Raw genomic sequence first — 17,972 nt, 5'->3', positions numbered from 1 at the left:
AACTCCCTATAATGCGCCTCCACTGACACGGAACAACGGCACGCACGCCGCCGGGTCAGCAGAGAAAAGCGAAAATAAACGCTTGACTCTGAAGCGGGAAAGCGTAGTATGCACACCCCGCGCCGCTGCGAAAAGCGAAGCGGCACTGCTCTTTAACAATTTATCAGACAATCTGTGTGGGCACTCAAAGTGACATGGATTCTTAACGTCGAAAGACAAAAAATGAATACCAAGTCTCTGAGTGAACATACGTAATTCATTACGAAGTTTAATTCACGAGCATCAAACTTAAATTGAAGAGTTTGATCATGGCTCAGATTGAACGCTGGCGGCAGGCCTAACACATGCAAGTCGAGCGGTAGCACAGAGAGCTTGCTCTCGGGTGACGAGCGGCGGACGGGTGAGTAATGTCTGGGAAACTGCCTGATGGAGGGGGATAACTACTGGAAACGGTAGCTAATACCGCATAACGTCGCAAGACCAAAGAGGGGGACCTTCGGGCCTCTTGCCATCAGATGTGCCCAGATGGGATTAGCTAGTAGGTGGGGTAACGGCTCACCTAGGCGACGATCCCTAGCTGGTCTGAGAGGATGACCAGCCACACTGGAACTGAGACACGGTCCAGACTCCTACGGGAGGCAGCAGTGGGGAATATTGCACAATGGGCGCAAGCCTGATGCAGCCATGCCGCGTGTATGAAGAAGGCCTTCGGGTTGTAAAGTACTTTCAGCGGGGAGGAAGGCGATAAGGTTAATAACCTTGTCGATTGACGTTACCCGCAGAAGAAGCACCGGCTAACTCCGTGCCAGCAGCCGCGGTAATACGGAGGGTGCAAGCGTTAATCGGAATTACTGGGCGTAAAGCGCACGCAGGCGGTCTGTCAAGTCGGATGTGAAATCCCCGGGCTCAACCTGGGAACTGCATTCGAAACTGGCAGGCTAGAGTCTTGTAGAGGGGGGTAGAATTCCAGGTGTAGCGGTGAAATGCGTAGAGATCTGGAGGAATACCGGTGGCGAAGGCGGCCCCCTGGACAAAGACTGACGCTCAGGTGCGAAAGCGTGGGGAGCAAACAGGATTAGATACCCTGGTAGTCCACGCCGTAAACGATGTCGACTTGGAGGTTGTGCCCTTGAGGCGTGGCTTCCGGAGCTAACGCGTTAAGTCGACCGCCTGGGGAGTACGGCCGCAAGGTTAAAACTCAAATGAATTGACGGGGGCCCGCACAAGCGGTGGAGCATGTGGTTTAATTCGATGCAACGCGAAGAACCTTACCTACTCTTGACATCCAGAGAACTTTCCAGAGATGGATTGGTGCCTTCGGGAACTCTGAGACAGGTGCTGCATGGCTGTCGTCAGCTCGTGTTGTGAAATGTTGGGTTAAGTCCCGCAACGAGCGCAACCCTTATCCTTTGTTGCCAGCGGTTAGGCCGGGAACTCAAAGGAGACTGCCAGTGATAAACTGGAGGAAGGTGGGGATGACGTCAAGTCATCATGGCCCTTACGAGTAGGGCTACACACGTGCTACAATGGCGCATACAAAGAGAAGCGACCTCGCGAGAGCAAGCGGACCTCATAAAGTGCGTCGTAGTCCGGATTGGAGTCTGCAACTCGACTCCATGAAGTCGGAATCGCTAGTAATCGTAGATCAGAATGCTACGGTGAATACGTTCCCGGGCCTTGTACACACCGCCCGTCACACCATGGGAGTGGGTTGCAAAAGAAGTAGGTAGCTTAACCTTCGGGAGGGCGCTTACCACTTTGTGATTCATGACTGGGGTGAAGTCGTAACAAGGTAACCGTAGGGGAACCTGCGGTTGGATCACCTCCTTACCTTAAAGAACCTGCCTTTGTAGTGCTCACACAGATTGTCTGATGAAAAGTAAATAGCAAGGCGTCTTGCGATTGAGACTTACACGTCCCCTTCGTCTAGAGGCCCAGGACACCGCCCTTTCACGGCGGTAACAGGGGTTCGAATCCCCTAGGGGACGCCACTTGCTGGTTCGTGAGTGAAAGTCACCTGCCGTCATATCTCAAAACTCATCTTCGGGTGACGTTTGAGATATTTGCTCTTTAAAAATCTGGATCAAGCTGAAAATTGAAACGACACACATGTTATGTGTGTTCGAGTCTCTCAAATTTTCGCAAGTCGATGATGAATCGAAAGAAACATCTTCGGGTTGTGAGGTTAAGCGACTAAGCGTACACGGTGGATGCCCTGGCAGTCAGAGGCGATGAAGGACGTGCTAATCTGCGAAAAGCGCCGGCGAGGTGATATGAACCTTTGACCCGGCGATGTCCGAATGGGGAAACCCAGTGCAATTCGTTGCACTATCGTTAACTGAATACATAGGTTAACGAGGCGAACCGGGGGAACTGAAACATCTAAGTACCCCGAGGAAAAGAAATCAACCGAGATTCCCCCAGTAGCGGCGAGCGAACGGGGAGCAGCCCAGAGTCTGAATCAGCTTGTGTGTTAGTGGAAGCGTCTGGAAAGTCGCACGGTACAGGGTGACAGTCCCGTACACGAAAACACACAGGTTGTGAACTCGAAGAGTAGGGCGGGACACGTGGTATCCTGTCTGAATATGGGGGGACCATCCTCCAAGGCTAAATACTCCTGACTGACCGATAGTGAACCAGTACCGTGAGGGAAAGGCGAAAAGAACCCCGGCGAGGGGAGTGAAAAAGAACCTGAAACCGTGTACGTACAAGCAGTGGGAGCACCTTCGTGGTGTGACTGCGTACCTTTTGTATAATGGGTCAGCGACTTATATTCTGTAGCAAGGTTAACCGTATAGGGGAGCCGAAGGGAAACCGAGTCTTAACTGGGCGTTAAGTTGCAGGGTATAGACCCGAAACCCGGTGATCTAGCCATGGGCAGGTTGAAGGTTGGGTAACACTAACTGGAGGACCGAACCGACTAATGTTGAAAAATTAGCGGATGACTTGTGGCTGGGGGTGAAAGGCCAATCAAACCGGGAGATAGCTGGTTCTCCCCGAAAGCTATTTAGGTAGCGCCTCGTGAACTCATCTTCGGGGGTAGAGCACTGTTTCGGCTAGGGGGCCATCCCGGCTTACCAACCCGATGCAAACTACGAATACCGAAGAATGTTATCACGGGAGACACACGGCGGGTGCTAACGTCCGTCGTGAAGAGGGAAACAACCCAGACCGCCAGCTAAGGTCCCAAAGTCATGGTTAAGTGGGAAACGATGTGGGAAGGCACAGACAGCCAGGATGTTGGCTTAGAAGCAGCCATCATTTAAAGAAAGCGTAATAGCTCACTGGTCGAGTCGGCCTGCGCGGAAGATGTAACGGGGCTAAACCATGCACCGAAGCTGCGGCAGCGACGCTTATGCGTTGTTGGGTAGGGGAGCGTTCTGTAAGCCGTTGAAGGTGTGCTGTGAGGCATGCTGGAGGTATCAGAAGTGCGAATGCTGACATAAGTAACGATAAAGCGGGTGAAAAGCCCGCTCGCCGGAAGACCAAGGGTTCCTGTCCAACGTTAATCGGGGCAGGGTGAGTCGACCCCTAAGGCGAGGCCGAAAGGCGTAGTCGATGGGAAACAGGTTAATATTCCTGTACTTGGTGTTACTGCGAAGGGGGGACGGAGAAGGCTATGTTAGCCGGGCGACGGTTGTCCCGGTTTAAGCATGTAGGCGGAACGATTAGGTAAATCCGGTCGTTTATTAACGCTGAGGTGTGATGACGAGGCACTACGGTGCTGAAGTAACAAATGCCCTGCTTCCAGGAAAAGCCTCTAAGCATCAGGTAACATCAAATCGTACCCCAAACCGACACAGGTGGTCAGGTAGAGAATACCAAGGCGCTTGAGAGAACTCGGGTGAAGGAACTAGGCAAAATGGTGCCGTAACTTCGGGAGAAGGCACGCTGATATGTAGGTGAAGCCCCTGCGGGTGGAGCTGAAATCAGTCGAAGATACCAGCTGGCTGCAACTGTTTATTAAAAACACAGCACTGTGCAAACACGAAAGTGGACGTATACGGTGTGACGCCTGCCCGGTGCCGGAAGGTTAATTGATGGGGTTAGCGGCAACGCGAAGCTCTTGATCGAAGCCCCGGTAAACGGCGGCCGTAACTATAACGGTCCTAAGGTAGCGAAATTCCTTGTCGGGTAAGTTCCGACCTGCACGAATGGCGTAATGATGGCCAGGCTGTCTCCACCCGAGACTCAGTGAAATTGAACTCGCTGTGAAGATGCAGTGTACCCGCGGCAAGACGGAAAGACCCCGTGAACCTTTACTATAGCTTGACACTGAACACTGGTCCTTGATGTGTAGGATAGGTGGGAGGCTTTGAAGCGTGGACGCCAGTCTGCGTGGAGCCGCCCTTGAAATACCACCCTTTAATGGCTGGTGTTCTAACGTAGACCCGTTACCCGGGTTGCGGACAGTGTCTGGTGGGTAGTTTGACTGGGGCGGTCTCCTCCCAAAGAGTAACGGAGGAGCACGAAGGTTAGCTAATCCTGGTCGGACATCAGGAGGTTAGTGCAATGGCATAAGCTAGCTTGACTGCGAGAGTGACGGCTCGAGCAGGTGCGAAAGCAGGTCATAGTGATCCGGTGGTTCTGAATGGAAGGGCCATCGCTCAACGGATAAAAGGTACTCCGGGGATAACAGGCTGATACCGCCCAAGAGTTCATATCGACGGCGGTGTTTGGCACCTCGATGTCGGCTCATCACATCCTGGGGCTGAAGTAGGTCCCAAGGGTATGGCTGTTCGCCATTTAAAGTGGTACGCGAGCTGGGTTTAGAACGTCGTGAGACAGTTCGGTCCCTATCTGCCGTGGGCGCTGGAGAATTGAGGGGGGCTGCTCCTAGTACGAGAGGACCGGAGTGGACGCATCACTGGTGTTCGGGTTGTCATGCCAATGGCACTGCCCGGTAGCTAAATGCGGAAAAGATAAGTGCTGAAAGCATCTAAGCACGAAACTTGCCCCGAGATGAGTTCTCCCTGAGACTTTAAGTCTCCTGAAGGAACGTTGAAGACGACGACGTTGATAGGTCGGGTGTGTAAGCGCAGCGATGCGTTGAGCTAACCGATACTAATGAACCGTGAGGCTTAACCTTACAACGCCGAAGCTGTTTCGGCGGACGAGAGACAGAAGATTTTCAGCTTTGATACAGATTTAACAGAATTTGCCTGGCGGCTTTAGCGCGGTGGTCCCACCTGACCCCATGCCGAACTCAGAAGTGAAACGCCGTAGCGCCGATGGTAGTGTGGGGTCTCCCCATGTGAGAGTAGGGAACTGCCAGGCATCAAATAAGTGAAGAGGCCATCCGGAAGGATGGCCTTTTTGCGTTTATAAGCCACAAAACGGTAGGCCGGGTAAGGCAAAGCCGCGACCCGGCAAGTCAGACCGTACTCCACGCCACAATAAACTCTGCAATTCCATCCACATCATTTAAATCCAGCACCGGAACTTCTAGCGGCAATACAACATCACTGGCCACCGCAATCACATGCTCATCCAGGGTTAACTCGCTGAAATCATGCCCTGCATCGCTTCTGAACAGCAGGATCTTAGACACGGCCTCATGCTTAAATCCTTCAACCAGCACCAGATCCAGCGTGGCATGATCCATTCGGCTGACCAGATAAGCGAGATCCAGCGGCGCCTCATCCGGCGTTTCTGTCATCAACGCCCAGCGTTGAGTACTTGCCACCATCGTCTGTGCCGCGCCCGCTTTACGCAGCTCAAAGCTGTCTTTTCCCGGTTTATCGACATCAATATTATGGTGGGTATGCTTAATCAATCCTGGACGGATACCTCTGGCACAAAGCGCAGGAATGAGCTTTTTCAGCAGCGTGGTTTTCCCGGTCCCACTCCAGGCGGAAATGGCTACAACAGGTATCATCTTTTCTCCTGCATCATCTGCAAATCGTCAGGCGTATTCACGTTCACAAATGCTGATTTCAAATCGCTAAAATCAACGGGATGGCCGCCAGACCCGCGCATAAAAGCCATCACCCTGCGCTCTCCCGCAGCCAGATAGGCCTGCAGGGAAGGTACTAGCGATCGGTGCATCAATGCGATAGCAGGATGATCACGCTCGCCGTCATGTACCCAAACCACAGGAGCCGTACCGCGAAGCTGTAACAAACGCTCGACAAGACAGGACGGAATAAACGGGGTATCGCAGGGACAGAAGATAAACCACTCTCCGCGAGACTGTTGCATGACCGAAAGCATACCGGCTAACGGTCCCGGGAAATCCTCAAGGATATCCTGGTAAACGGCGTACCCGCTGAGCTGGTAAGTATCGATATGCCGGTTAGCGCTGATGACCATTGTCGATACCTGGCCTGCGAGCGTATCAGCGACACATTGCCATAAGGGTTTGCCGTTCAGGCGTTGAAGCCCCTTATCTTTTCCGCCCATTCGCGTCGCTCTGCCACCTGCCAGAACGACCCCAATGATTTCCTGGCTAAGATTCACGAATATCGCCTCTTTTATTGTGGGATTGACCCTGCTAACGTGTCACTCTAAATGAAAGGAGCACCACCATGAAATGTAAACGTCTGAATGAAGTCATTGAACTCCTCCAGCCCGCCTGGCAAAAAGAGCCAGAGCTAAATCTGATGCAATTTTTACAGAAACTGGCGAAAGAGTCAGGTTTTGACGGCGATCTGGCAGACCTTTCTGACGACATCCTGATCTACCACCTTAAAATGCGTGACTCTGCCAAAGATGCTGTTATTCCTGGTATTCAGAAGGATTATGAGGAAGATTTTAAGACCGCATTATTGCGCGCCCGAGGCGTAATTAAAGAGTAAAAGCTTGTAAGCGGCGGCACCGAAATCGCCACAAGATGATATCCTGAATCATTCGTATAATTTCCGGATGATCGGATGAACGACCAGGCTTTTACTTTCCAGACATTACACCCGGACACCATTATGGATGCCCTGTTTGAACAGGGTATTCGGGTGGATTCCGGGCTAACACCGTTAAACAGCTACGAAAACCGCGTCTATCAATTTCAGGATGAGGAGCGCCAGCGCTTCGTCGTAAAGTTCTATCGTCCTGAACGCTGGTCCGCAGAACAAATTCAGGAAGAGCATCAGTTTGCTCACGATCTGCTGGATGACGATGTCCCCGTTGCCGCACCGCTAAAATTCAATAACCAGACGCTCCTCACGCACGAAGGGTTTTATTACGCTGTATTCCCAAGTCTGGGTGGTCGCCAGTTTGAGGCGGATAATATCGATCAGATGGAATGGGTGGCTCGCTATCTGGGGCGTATACACCAGACGGGACGCAAAAAAGCCTTTATTGCCCGCCCGACTATCGGGATTCAGGAATACCTTCTTGAACCGCGCAAAATATTCGAAACGTCTGCCCTGATCCCCACTGCGTTAAAGGATGATTTCCTCAACGCCACCGATAAGCTCATTGCTGCAGTGAAAACCTGCTGGCGCGACGATATTCCCGTCCTGCGCCTGCATGGCGATTGTCATGCCGGAAATATCCTCTGGCGTGATGGCCCGCTGTTTGTCGATCTCGATGATGCGCGTATGGGGCCAGCGGTTCAGGACCTGTGGATGCTGCTCAATGGCGACAAAGCCGAGCAACGCATTCAGCTTGAAACCATTATTGAAGCTTATGAAGAATTTAGCCCGTTTAATTCAGACGAAATTGCCCTGATTGAGCCTTTACGTGCGATGCGTTTTGTTTATTATCTCGCATGGTTAATCAGGCGTTGGGACGATCCCGCATTTCCCCGGAATTTCCCGTGGCTTACCGGAGAGGATTACTGGCGCAGCCAGATATCTACATTTACTGAGCAGGTCAAGGTTCTTCAGGAACCCCCTCTGCAATTAACGCCGATGTATTAATTGGACACACCCAGGAGAGAGTTAATCATGAAAAAAATTTGGCTGGCGCTGGCAGGTATGATTCTGGCATTTAGCGCTTCTGCTGCGCAGTTTACCGATGGTAAACAGTTTACCACGCTGGAAAAGCCGGTTGCTGGTGAGCCGCAGGTTCTGGAGTTCTTCTCGTTCTATTGCCCACACTGCTATCAGTTCGAGCAGGTTCTGCATGTGTCTGACAACGTGAAGAAAAAGCTGCCAGAAGGCACCAAAATGACCAAGTACCACGTCGAGTTCCTGGGCCCATTGGGTAAAGACCTGACTCAGGCATGGGCGGTCGCGATGGCACTGGGCGTGGAAGATAAAATCACTGCGCCAATGTTTGAAGCCGTACAGAAAACCCAGACCGTTCAGACTACTGCGGATATCCGTAAAGTGTTCGTTGATGCTGGCGTGAAAGGTGAAGAGTATGACGCAGCATGGAACAGCTTTGTGGTGAAATCCCTGGTGGCTCAGCAGGAAAAAGCGGCTGCTGACCTCCAGCTTCAGGGCGTTCCGGCGATGTTTGTTAACGGCAAATACCAGCTGAACATGCAGGGCATGGACACCAGCAGCATGGATATCTTCGTACAGCAGTATGCTGATACCGTGAAATACCTGGTTGAGAAGAAGTAATTTTATTGATGTAAAAACGCCGGTCACTGACCGGCGTTTTTGTATGAAGATTTAATACTGTCTATCTGTTCGTCTTTCTCTTTCCAGAGCGTATTAAGCCACTGCTGGAAACGACGTTTGAAATTCTTATCGTTAACGTAATCACCGTGCAGCTCGGCATCAATCGGGACCAGATCGACACGCACAACAATGCGCGTCAGGTTGCCGCTGAGCATATCGAAGAACGGCGTCTTATTATTTTCCGGATAGCAGAGCGTGACGTTCAGGAGTTTATCGAACTGAGATCCCAGTACGTTAAGCGCCATCGCAATACCCGCCGCCTTCGGCGGCAGAAGATGCTGGTAAGGAGAGCGCGTTTGTTGATGCTTCTCTTCCGTAAACCGGGAGCCTTCAACAAAGTTCACGATGGTCGTTGGATGCGCGCGAAACTTTTCGCAGGAACGGCGCGTGGTCTCAACATCTTTGCCGCGGCGCTCGGGATGACGAATCAAATAGCTGCGCGAATAGCGTTTCATAAATGGCATATCGAGCGCCCAGCAGGCCAGCCCGATAAAAGGCACCCAGGCGAGCTGCTGTTTCAGAAAGTATTTGTTCATCGGGATGTGTTTGCGAAAAAGCACGCATAACACCACGATGTCCGCCCAGCTGTGGTGATTACAGATCAGCAGGTACCAGTTCTTCTTGTTAAGACCTTCAAGTCCTTTGACATCCCACTTCAGATGCGGGTTCAGGCATAGCAGGATCGCCAGTCCTTCGCACCAGCAGTACATCATGAAGTTACAAAATGCGGACACGGCTCGCCACACCACAGGGACAGGCAGCAGAAGTTTTATGATCCCGGCGACAATGATTGGCACAGAGCAGGCGACCGTCACCAGAATAGTTAAAATGATGCTTAAGAGTAATGTTATTGCTGCGAGCAATCTCGGCATGATGAGCTTTTTCAGATAGTTAGCTGTAAGTGAGCGGCAGGCTATGCGACGCCGGGCGCTGATTTTATCAGAAAACAGACAAATTAATGGTGCTTTCACGTGATGATTTGACCGCTTTTACCCTGACGTAGAATATTTCACTGTGATTCTGCGCTTAGCAAGGCTTATATCCACATAGACTAAATTGCCATCAGTTGACCATATCGATAAGATCTATTGCCATAACAGCATGATAATTAAGATCTAAAAATTAACTCATATGTATTTTTTACGTCTGTTATTCATATGAAGTGAAAATATGCACAAACTTATCCACAGTTTGATTTTTGCGAGCGATCCTCACGATCGCAAAATCTTTTCCTGTATCTGGCGCTAATAACTGATGTTTTCATCCTTCTGTGGCATCCTTTAACCATAAATTGATTAAAGGCACGGACATTATGGTTCAGATCCCAGAAAACCCTCTTATTCTCGTCGATGGCTCTTCTTACCTGTATCGGGCATACCATGCGTTTCCTCCTCTGACCAATAGCGCAGGGGAACCCACCGGCGCAATGTACGGCGTGCTCAACATGCTGCGCAGCCTGATCCTTCAGTATCAGCCAACTCATGCGGCTGTGGTCTTTGATGCGAAAGGTAAAACCTTCCGCGATGAGCTGTTTGAGCATTACAAATCTCACCGTCCGCCAATGCCTGACGATCTGCGTGCGCAGATTGAGCCGCTGCACACCATGGTAAAAGCGATGGGGCTGCCGCTGCTGGCCGTCTCTGGCGTGGAAGCTGATGACGTCATCGGCACGCTGGCGCGTGAAGCCGAAAAAATGGGCCGTCCTGTACTGATCAGCACCGGTGATAAAGATATGGCGCAGCTGGTGACGCCAGGTATCACCCTGATTAACACCATGACCAACACCATTCTGGGGCCTGAAGAGGTGGTCACTAAGTATGGCGTGCCGCCTGAACTGATTATCGACTTCCTCGCGTTGATGGGCGACTCCTCGGATAACATCCCGGGTGTCCCTGGCGTCGGTGAAAAAACCGCGCAGGCGCTGCTTCAGGGGCTGGGCGGATTGGATACGCTATACGCGGAATCGGATAAAATCGCCGGTCTCTCCTTCCGTGGCGCAAAAACCATGGCCGGAAAACTGGAAGAGAACAAAGAGGTGGCTTATCTCTCCTATAAGCTGGCGACAATCAAGACCGATGTCGAACTGGAGCTGGGCTGTGAGCAGCTTGAAGTGCAACAGCCTTCCGCTGACGATCTGCTGAGCCTGTTTAAGAAATACGAATTCAAGCGCTGGATCACTGACGTGGAAGCCGGTAAATGGCTACAGGCAAAAGGGGCCAAACCTGCTGCTAAGCCGAAGGAGACGATCGTCGTTGACGCAGAAGAGCAGGCGGAAGAAGAAGCCGTGGTGCTTTCCTTCGACAACTACGAAACCATTCTTGAAGAGTCGCAGCTGATCGCCTGGATCGAGAAATTGAAAAAGGCGCCGGTCTTTGCCTTTGATACCGAAACTGACAGTCTCGATAACATCTCAGCCAATATGGTTGGCCTGTCATTTGCGACAGAACCGGGTATTGCCGCCTACGTTCCTGTGGCGCACGATTACCTGGATGCGCCGGAGCAAATTTCCCGTGAACGCGTGCTTGAACTGCTGAAGCCGATCCTGGAAGACGAAAAGGCGCTCAAGGTTGGGCAAAACCTCAAGTACGACCGCGGCATTCTGCAAAACTACGGCATTGAACTGCGCGGGATTGCCTTCGACACCATGCTTGAATCCTACATTCTGGACAGCGTCGCGGGCCGTCATGATATGGATTCCTTATCTGACCGCTGGCTCAAGCACAAAACCATCACCTTTGAAGAGATTGCCGGGAAAGGGAAAAATCAGCTCACCTTTAACCAGATTGCTCTTGAAGAGGCGGGGCGCTACGCGGCGGAAGACGCTGATGTCACGCTGCAGTTGCACCTGAAGATGTGGCCAAAACTGCAGAAGCATGAAGGTCCGCTGAACGTGTTCCAGCATATCGAAATGCCGCTGGTTCCCGTGCTGTCACGCATTGAACGTAACGGCGTGAAAATCGACCCAACGGTGCTGCATAACCACTCCGGGGAGCTGGCGCAGCGTTTGACCGAGCTCGAGCAAAAAGCGCATGAGCTTGCAGGCGAGCCGTTTAACCTCTCTTCACCGAAGCAGCTGCAAACCATTCTGTTTGAAAAGCAGGGCATCAAGCCGCTGAAGAAAACCCCAGGCGGCGCACCGTCAACCTCTGAAGAGGTGCTGGAAGAGCTGGCGCTGGATTACCCGCTGCCAAAAGTGATTCTGCAGTACCGTGGTCTCGCGAAGCTGAAGTCTACCTATACCGACAAGCTCCCGCTCATGATCAACCCGAAAACGGGTCGCGTACATACGTCGTATCATCAGGCTGTCGCGGCGACCGGTCGTCTCTCATCAACCGATCCTAACCTGCAGAACATCCCGGTACGTAATGAAGAAGGCCGCCGTATTCGCCAGGCTTTCATCGCACCAGAGGATTATCTGATTGTCTCTGCTGACTACTCGCAAATTGAGCTGCGCATTATGGCGCATCTGTCCCGCGACAAAGGCCTGCTGACCGCGTTTGCCGAAGGAAAAGATATCCACAGGGCAACCGCGGCGGAAGTCTTCGGCTTGCCGCTGGACAGCGTGACCAACGAGCAGCGCCGCAGTGCTAAGGCGATCAACTTCGGTCTGATTTACGGCATGAGTGCATTTGGTCTTTCGCGCCAGCTCAATATTCCGCGTAAAGAGTCGCAGAAGTATATGGATCTCTACTTCGAGCGTTATCCGGGCGTGCTGGAATATATGGAACGCACCCGCGCGCAGGCGAAGGAAAAAGGTTACGTCGAAACCCTGGATGGCCGCCGTCTCTACTTACCGGACATCAAATCCAGCAACGCGGCGCGTCGCGCTGGCGCAGAGCGTGCGGCGATCAACGCCCCGATGCAGGGTACCGCGGCGGACATTATTAAGCGCGCAATGATCGCCGTTGATGCCTGGCTGGAAAAAGAGCAGCCTCGCGTGAAAATGATCATGCAGGTACACGATGAACTGGTATTTGAAGTGCACAAAGACGACCTCGACGCCGTGTCGAAGAAGATCCACGAACTGATGGAAAGCAGTATGACGCTTGACGTGCCGTTGCTGGTGGAAGTGGGAAGTGGCGAAAACTGGGATCAGGCTCACTAACGGTTCTTCGCATAACGCGCTTTTTATGTAAGTTTGCAACATAACAACGCGCGTTTTGTGACGATCATTAGAATTCCCTATGTAAAGAATGAAAAAAAACTACAAAAAGTGCTTTTTCTGCAGCACAAAAAGGGGTAGAGTTATCGGCGTAGGGTACAGAGGTAAGATGTTCTATCTTTCAGACCTTTTACTTCACGTAATCGGATTTGGCTGAATATTTTAGCCGCCCCAGTCAGTAATGACTGGGGCGTTTTTTATTGCGGCAAAGAAAAATTCAGGCAAAAAAAACGCGGCTATCGCCGCGTTCGGTATTACTCTTCTTCCGCTTCCGTCGCGGGTTCCAGCTCGCTAAACCAGGTATCGAGCTTCTGACGCAGCTTGTCCACGCCCTGCTTTTTCAGCGAGGAGAACGGTTCAACCTGCACATCACCGTTGAACGCCAGCACCGCTTCGCGAACCATATTCACCTGCGCTTTGCGCGCGCCGCTCGCCAGCTTATCGGCTTTCGTCAGCAGCACCAGCACGGCGATATCGCTTGCTACAGCCCAGTCGATCATCTGCTGATCCAGATCTTTCAGAGGATGGCGAATATCCATCAGCACCACCAGACCTTTCAGGCACAGGCGTTTTTCCAGGTATTCACCCAGCGCACGCTGCCACTTGATTTTCATCTCTTCCGGTACCTGCGCGTAACCGTAGCCCGGTAAGTCGACCAGGCGTTTGCCTTCTGCCACTTCAAACAGGTTAATCAGCTGGGTACGGCCAGGTGTTTTTGAGGTACGCGCCAGGCTCTTCTGATTGGTCAGCGTATTCAGGGCGCTGGATTTCCCCGCATTGGAGCGGCCAGCAAATGCCACTTCAATACCGGTATCAGAAGGAAGGTGGCGAATATCGGGCGCACTGGTGACAAAATGCGTCTGTTGGTAGTTCCAGGTAGTCACGTGGTCGTCTCCAAAATCGTAATCTGAAGGGGATTATACCCGAATGCAGGCAAAAGGCTTTTCTGATTGCGATGAGCTGTAGGCGAATACCCCAACCGGTGTGAGAGATCGGCTAATGATGCTATGGGAGATTTCAGAGAATTCGCAGGCGTCAAAAAAGCCAAACTGTTTTAAATCATAATCTTATTTCCAGGTAATTATCTGAAAATCCCTTTTTGTACCGTTTCGTTGCTTGTTAGTTTAACGGAACAAGGTAAAGTGTGCGTCAGGGCGAGGAAGCCAGCAGGATATCGACTTAAGGACAAGGGTCAGGAACGCCAGGAGGCGAAGACGCAGGATTGTCAGGATGACCAGCGCCTGGAGGCGTTTTAACAGGAAATGGAACCGTATCACGGACGGTATTAGCCAAGGGATAAACAGGGTTTGTTGTTGGCAAACATGGAATGTCTGACCCGCTAAGGGTTGTGAGTCAGGAAAAAAGGCGACAGATTGCTCTGTCGCCTTTTTTCTTTGCTTGCTTTCTGCTAGATTTCGCCGCAATTCTATACTGAATAAAACGGCTTAAAGATAAAACATCATGAAAAAACCGACCACCGCAGCAGGCGCGAAACGCCCTGCAAAAGCACGCCGCAAAACGCGCGAAGAACTGAACCAGGAAGCGCGCGATCGTAAACGCGACAAAAAACATCGCGGTCATGCTGCGGGTAGCCGTGCCAACGGTGGTGGTGCAGCGGGTGCTTCTGCAAAAGGCAAACAGCAGAAAGACCCTCGTATCGGCAGTAAAACTCCCATTCCACTGGGCGTGACAGACACCCCGGTCACTAAGCAGCACAAACCAAAGAGCGAGAAACCTATGCTTTCACCGCAGGCTGAGCTGGATTTGCTGGAGAACGATGAGCGCCTGGACGCGCTGCTGGAACGTCTTGAAGAGGGTGAAACCCTGACCGCTGAAGAGCAGTCATGGGTGGATGCCAAACTGGATCGTATCGATGAACTGATGCAGAAGCTGGGCCTGTCATACGACGATGACGAAGATGAAGAAGAAGACGAGAAGCAGGAAGATATGATGCGTCTTCTGAAGGGTGGAAACTAACATTTGCACCCGGCAGGCACGATAGTCCTGCTTATAACCCTTCCGGTTATATGTTATCTGGTGTGGTTATTCGTTAAACTACGGCGGTTGTCGCGGCGACAGAAGTGGTTGCGCACCCGAGTGATGGCCCGCAATGGGGCCAGAACGGGCCGCCGTATACGAACGCGACACCAACGGAAGGAGTGAGCATGTCAGCACCAACTATCGACTGGGATTTGGCCCTAATCCAGAAATATAACTATTCCGGGCCGCGTTATACGTCATACCCCACCGCGCTGGAGTTCTCCGATGCCTTCGGCGAGGATGATTTTCAGCAGGCTGTCGCGCGCTATCCTGAGCGTCCGCTGTCGCTCTACGTCCATATTCCGTTCTGCCATAAGCTGTGTTACTTCTGCGGCTGCAATAAAATCGTTACCCGTCAGCAGCACAAAGCCGACCAGTATCTTGATGCGCTCGAACAAGAAATTGTCCATCGTGCGCCGCTGTTTGCTGGCCGTCACGTCAGCCAGCTTCACTGGGGCGGGGGCACGCCAACCTATCTGAATAAAGCGCAAATCAGCCGCCTGATGACCCTGCTGCGCGGCAATTTCAGTTTTAACGCCGACGCTGAAATCTCGATCGAGGTCGATCCGCGTGAAATTGAGCTGGATGTACTGGATCACTTACGCGCCGAAGGCTTCAATCGTCTGAGCATGGGCGTGCAGGATTTCAATAAAGAGGTTCAGCGTCTGGTGAACCGCGAACAGGACGAAGCGTTTATCTTCGCCTTACTCAACCACGCGCGTGAGATTGGTTTCACCTCGACCAATATCGACCTGATTTACGGCCTGCCAAAGCAAACGCCGGAAAGCTTCGCCTTCACCCTGAAGCGCGTGGCCGAACTCAACCCGGACCGCCTGAGCGTCTTTAACTATGCGCATCTGCCGACGCTCTTTGCCGCCCAGCGCAAAATTAAAGATGCCGATCTGCCTTCTGCCCAGCAGAAGCTGGATATTCTGCAGGAAACCATCACCTCGCTGACCGAAACCGGCTATCAGTTTATCGGGATGGATCACTTTGCCCGTCCGGATGACGAACTGGCGATTGCTCAGCGGGAAGGCGTTCTGCACCGTAACTTCCAGGGATACACAACCCAGGGCGATACCGATTTACTGGGGATGGGCGTTTCCGCTATCAGCATGATTGGCGACTGTTACGCGCAGAACCAGAAAGAGCTGAAGCTGTACTATCAGCAGGTTGATGAGACCGGCAGCGCACTGTGGCGCGGCATTGCGTTAACGCGCGACGACTGCATCCGTCGGGATGTCATTAAGGCGCTTATCTGCAACTTCCGTCTCGATTTCGGCGACGTTGAGTCGCAGTGGGATCTGCACTTCAGCGATTATTTTGCGGAAGACCTGAAGCTGATTGCACCGCTGGCGAAAGACGGGCTGGTGGATGTGTCGGAGAGCGCGATTGAGGTCACGCCGAAAGGGCGTCTGTTGATTCGTAATATCTGCATGTGCTTTGACGCGTATCTGCGCCAGAAAGCGCGACTGCAGCAGTTCTCGCGGGTGATTTAAGCCGCAAAAGCGCAAAACGTAGGCCGGGTAAGGCGAAGCCGCCACCCGGCTTTTACGTTCAACCCCGTTAGCTAAACAGCCCAACCAGCGCCGCACACAACATAGCCGCAACGGCTGTTTGTGGCGTGTGGCTTTCAGCGGCTCCGCTAGAGAGCATATTCACGATTGTTTCCAGCATGATCTTCCCCCCAATTTCCGGGCACGATCATACAAAACTCATCGGAACAGTAAAGCGCAAAATAACGGCAATTTGCGCTCAATTAATAACCTTTACACAGGGATGTACGATCACTCCATTCCCAGCTCTTTAAGCTTGCGCGTCAGGGTATTACGTCCCCATCCCAACAGGCGAGCGGCTTCCTGCTTATGACCCTGCGTATGACGAAGCGCGGTGGTTAACAGCGTACGCTCCATCTCTGGCTGAGCTTCAGACAACAGGTTTTGATGACCGGAACGCAGCGCGCGGTCGGCCCACTGCGCCAGCAGCGTCGCCCAGCTGTCCGGCAGCGCGTGCCCGGTACTGCTTTCAGGTGCGGTCGCTTCAAACAGCTCGGCCGGTAAATCCTGAATCAGCACTTCCTGCCCGGCTGCCATCACGGTTAGCCAGCGGCAGGTGTTTTCCAGCTGACGTACGTTGCCCGGCCACGCCAGACGCGTCAGAGCGGCATCGGTTTCCGGGTGAAGCTGCTTGGCTTCCACACCCAGCTCGCGGGCGGCCACCTGCAGGAAATGGCGTGCCAGGCGGGGAATATCTTCCCGACGCTCACGCAGCGGCGGCAGATGAACGCGGATGACGTTCAGACGGTGGAATAAATCCTCGCGGAATTTGCCTTCCTGCACGCGTTGCTCCAGGTTCTGGTGGGTCGCGGCGATAATACGCACGTCCACCTTCACCGGCGCATAGCCGCCCACGCGATAAAACTGCCCGTCGGCCAGCACGCGCAGCAGGCGGGTCTGGACATCCAGCGGCATATCCCCGATTTCATCCAGGAACAGCGTGCCGCCGTCAGCCTGTTCGAAGCGCCCCTGGCGAATGGTATTTGCGCCGGTAAATGCCCCTTTTTCATGGCCGAACAGTTCGGACTCAATCAAATCCTTCGGGATCGCCGCCATATTCAGGGCGATGAATGGCGCTTTTGCCCGCGGGCTGTGGCGGTGCAATGCATGCGCCACAAGCTCTTTACCGGTTCCCGATTCACCGTTAATTAATACGCTGATGGACGAGCGGGACAAACGACCAATAATGCGAAACACGTCCTGCATCGCCGGCGCTTCGCCGATGATGTCTGTCGTTGGCCCAAAATCAGGCGCGTGGCGCGGCTGTTGCTGCTCCTGATAATGGCTAATCGCGCGCTCAACCAGCGCCACCGCTTCGTCGATATCAAACGGTTTGGGCAGGTAATCGAACGCCCCTTGCTGATAGGCGCTCACTGCGGCATCCAGATCGGAGTGCGCGGTCATTATGATGACCGGAAGCATAGGGTGGCGTTGTTTGATCTGCTTTAACAGCGCCAGCCCGTCCATGCCCGGCATACGAATATCCGAAAGCAGAACATCTGGCGTTTTGGTGGTGAGTGCGTCGAGCACTTCGCTGCCGCTCTCAAACGTCGTGCAGCTTAATCCCGCCCCTGTGAGCGCGCGTTCAAGCACCCAACGGATGGAGCTATCGTCATCGACTACCCAGACTATCCCTCGTTGCAT

12 protein-coding genes, 1 tRNA gene and 3 rRNA genes are annotated in these 17,972 nt (G+C 52.7%); 10 read left to right on the top strand and 6 right to left on the bottom strand.

Translation table 11 applies throughout. From position 1 onward, the window contains the following. Positions 1–290: 290 nt before the first annotated feature. The 4 genes from L370_RS15305 to rrf all read left to right on the top strand — a co-directional run bounded on the left by L370_RS15305 (position 291) and on the right by rrf (position 5,277). Positions 291–1,830 (top strand): 16S ribosomal RNA (locus L370_RS15305). An 85-nt stretch (positions 1,831–1,915) separates the two neighbouring features. Continuing rightward, a tRNA-Glu gene (locus L370_RS15310) sits at positions 1,916–1,991 on the top strand. Between the two features lie 192 nt (positions 1,992–2,183). Beyond that, positions 2,184–5,089, top strand: a 23S ribosomal RNA gene (locus L370_RS15315). Positions 5,090–5,161: 72 nt separating this feature from the next. Continuing rightward, positions 5,162–5,277, top strand: a 5S ribosomal RNA gene (gene rrf / locus L370_RS15320). Together the 16S, 23S and 5S rRNA genes with 1 tRNA gene alongside form the textbook arrangement of a ribosomal RNA operon. A gap of 97 nt (positions 5,278–5,374) precedes the next feature. Here the strand turns inward: rrf and mobB are convergent. Together mobB and mobA are read right to left on the bottom strand one after the other, a co-directional pair. Continuing rightward, entirely contained in the window at positions 5,375–5,878 is a 504-nt protein-coding gene (gene mobB / locus L370_RS15325; RefSeq protein WP_023333906.1) for a molybdopterin-guanine dinucleotide biosynthesis protein MobB, read from the bottom strand. After that, the gene (gene mobA / locus L370_RS15330) at positions 5,875–6,459 is read right to left on the bottom strand and encodes a molybdenum cofactor guanylyltransferase MobA (protein WP_023333905.1); all 585 of its coding nucleotides are present in this window, start codon (positions 6,457–6,459) and stop codon (positions 5,875–5,877) included. The genes mobB and mobA overlap by 4 nt, the downstream gene beginning before the upstream one ends. Before the next feature lie 68 nt (positions 6,460–6,527). Here mobA and L370_RS15335 point away from each other — a divergent pair, with 68 nt between their 5' ends. From L370_RS15335 to dsbA, 3 genes are all read left to right on the top strand, one after another. Further along, entirely contained in the window at positions 6,528–6,797 is a 270-nt protein-coding gene (locus L370_RS15335; RefSeq protein WP_008501866.1) for a YihD family protein, read from the top strand. Between the two features lie 75 nt (positions 6,798–6,872). Beyond that, positions 6,873–7,859 (top strand): serine/threonine protein kinase, encoded by a 987-nt coding sequence (locus L370_RS15340; RefSeq protein WP_023333904.1) that lies wholly within the window; start codon positions 6,873–6,875, stop codon positions 7,857–7,859. A 27-nt stretch (positions 7,860–7,886) separates the two neighbouring features. Beyond that, complete coding sequence (dsbA, locus tag L370_RS15345) at positions 7,887–8,510, top strand: thiol:disulfide interchange protein DsbA (protein WP_023333903.1); 624 nt, start codon at positions 7,887–7,889, stop codon at positions 8,508–8,510. A 23-nt stretch (positions 8,511–8,533) separates the two neighbouring features. Here dsbA and L370_RS15350 read toward each other — a convergent pair whose 3' ends face one another. Continuing rightward, positions 8,534–9,442 (bottom strand): acyltransferase, encoded by a 909-nt coding sequence (locus L370_RS15350; RefSeq protein WP_023333902.1) that lies wholly within the window; start codon positions 9,440–9,442, stop codon positions 8,534–8,536. Between the two features lie 440 nt (positions 9,443–9,882). On the opposite strand from L370_RS15350, the gene polA reads away from it, so the two are divergent. Then, the gene (polA, locus tag L370_RS15355; protein WP_023333901.1) at positions 9,883–12,675 is read left to right on the top strand and encodes a DNA polymerase I; all 2,793 of its coding nucleotides are present in this window, start codon (positions 9,883–9,885) and stop codon (positions 12,673–12,675) included. Between the two features lie 311 nt (positions 12,676–12,986). On the opposite strand, the gene yihA is transcribed toward polA, so the two are convergent. Further along, on the bottom strand, positions 12,987–13,616 hold the full coding sequence (yihA, locus tag L370_RS15360; RefSeq protein WP_023309768.1) for a ribosome biogenesis GTP-binding protein YihA/YsxC: 630 nt from the start codon (positions 13,614–13,616) through the stop codon (positions 12,987–12,989). Positions 13,617–14,193: 577 nt separating this feature from the next. Here yihA and yihI point away from each other — a divergent pair. Continuing rightward, on the top strand, positions 14,194–14,709 hold the full coding sequence (gene yihI / locus L370_RS15365; protein ID WP_023333900.1) for a Der GTPase-activating protein YihI: 516 nt from the start codon (positions 14,194–14,196) through the stop codon (positions 14,707–14,709). A gap of 188 nt (positions 14,710–14,897) precedes the next feature. Further along, a complete protein-coding gene (hemN, locus tag L370_RS15370; protein ID WP_023333899.1) occupies positions 14,898–16,271 on the top strand; it encodes an oxygen-independent coproporphyrinogen III oxidase in 1,374 nt (457 codons plus the stop codon). Positions 16,272–16,338: 67 nt separating this feature from the next. On the opposite strand, the gene L370_RS23360 is transcribed toward hemN, so the two are convergent. Beyond that, the gene (locus L370_RS23360; protein WP_023333898.1) at positions 16,339–16,449 is read right to left on the bottom strand and encodes a YshB family small membrane protein; all 111 of its coding nucleotides are present in this window, start codon (positions 16,447–16,449) and stop codon (positions 16,339–16,341) included. Positions 16,450–16,559: 110 nt separating this feature from the next. Beyond that, positions 16,560–17,972, bottom strand: coding sequence for a nitrogen regulation protein NR(I) (glnG, locus tag L370_RS15380; protein ID WP_023309765.1), 1,413 nt, complete (start codon positions 17,970–17,972; stop codon positions 16,560–16,562).

The organism is Enterobacter sp. MGH 24, assembly GCF_000493015.1.
In the GTDB taxonomy this organism is placed as follows: Bacteria; Pseudomonadota; Gammaproteobacteria; order Enterobacterales; family Enterobacteriaceae; genus Enterobacter.
This window is presented reverse-complemented; position numbering and strand designations above follow the sequence as displayed.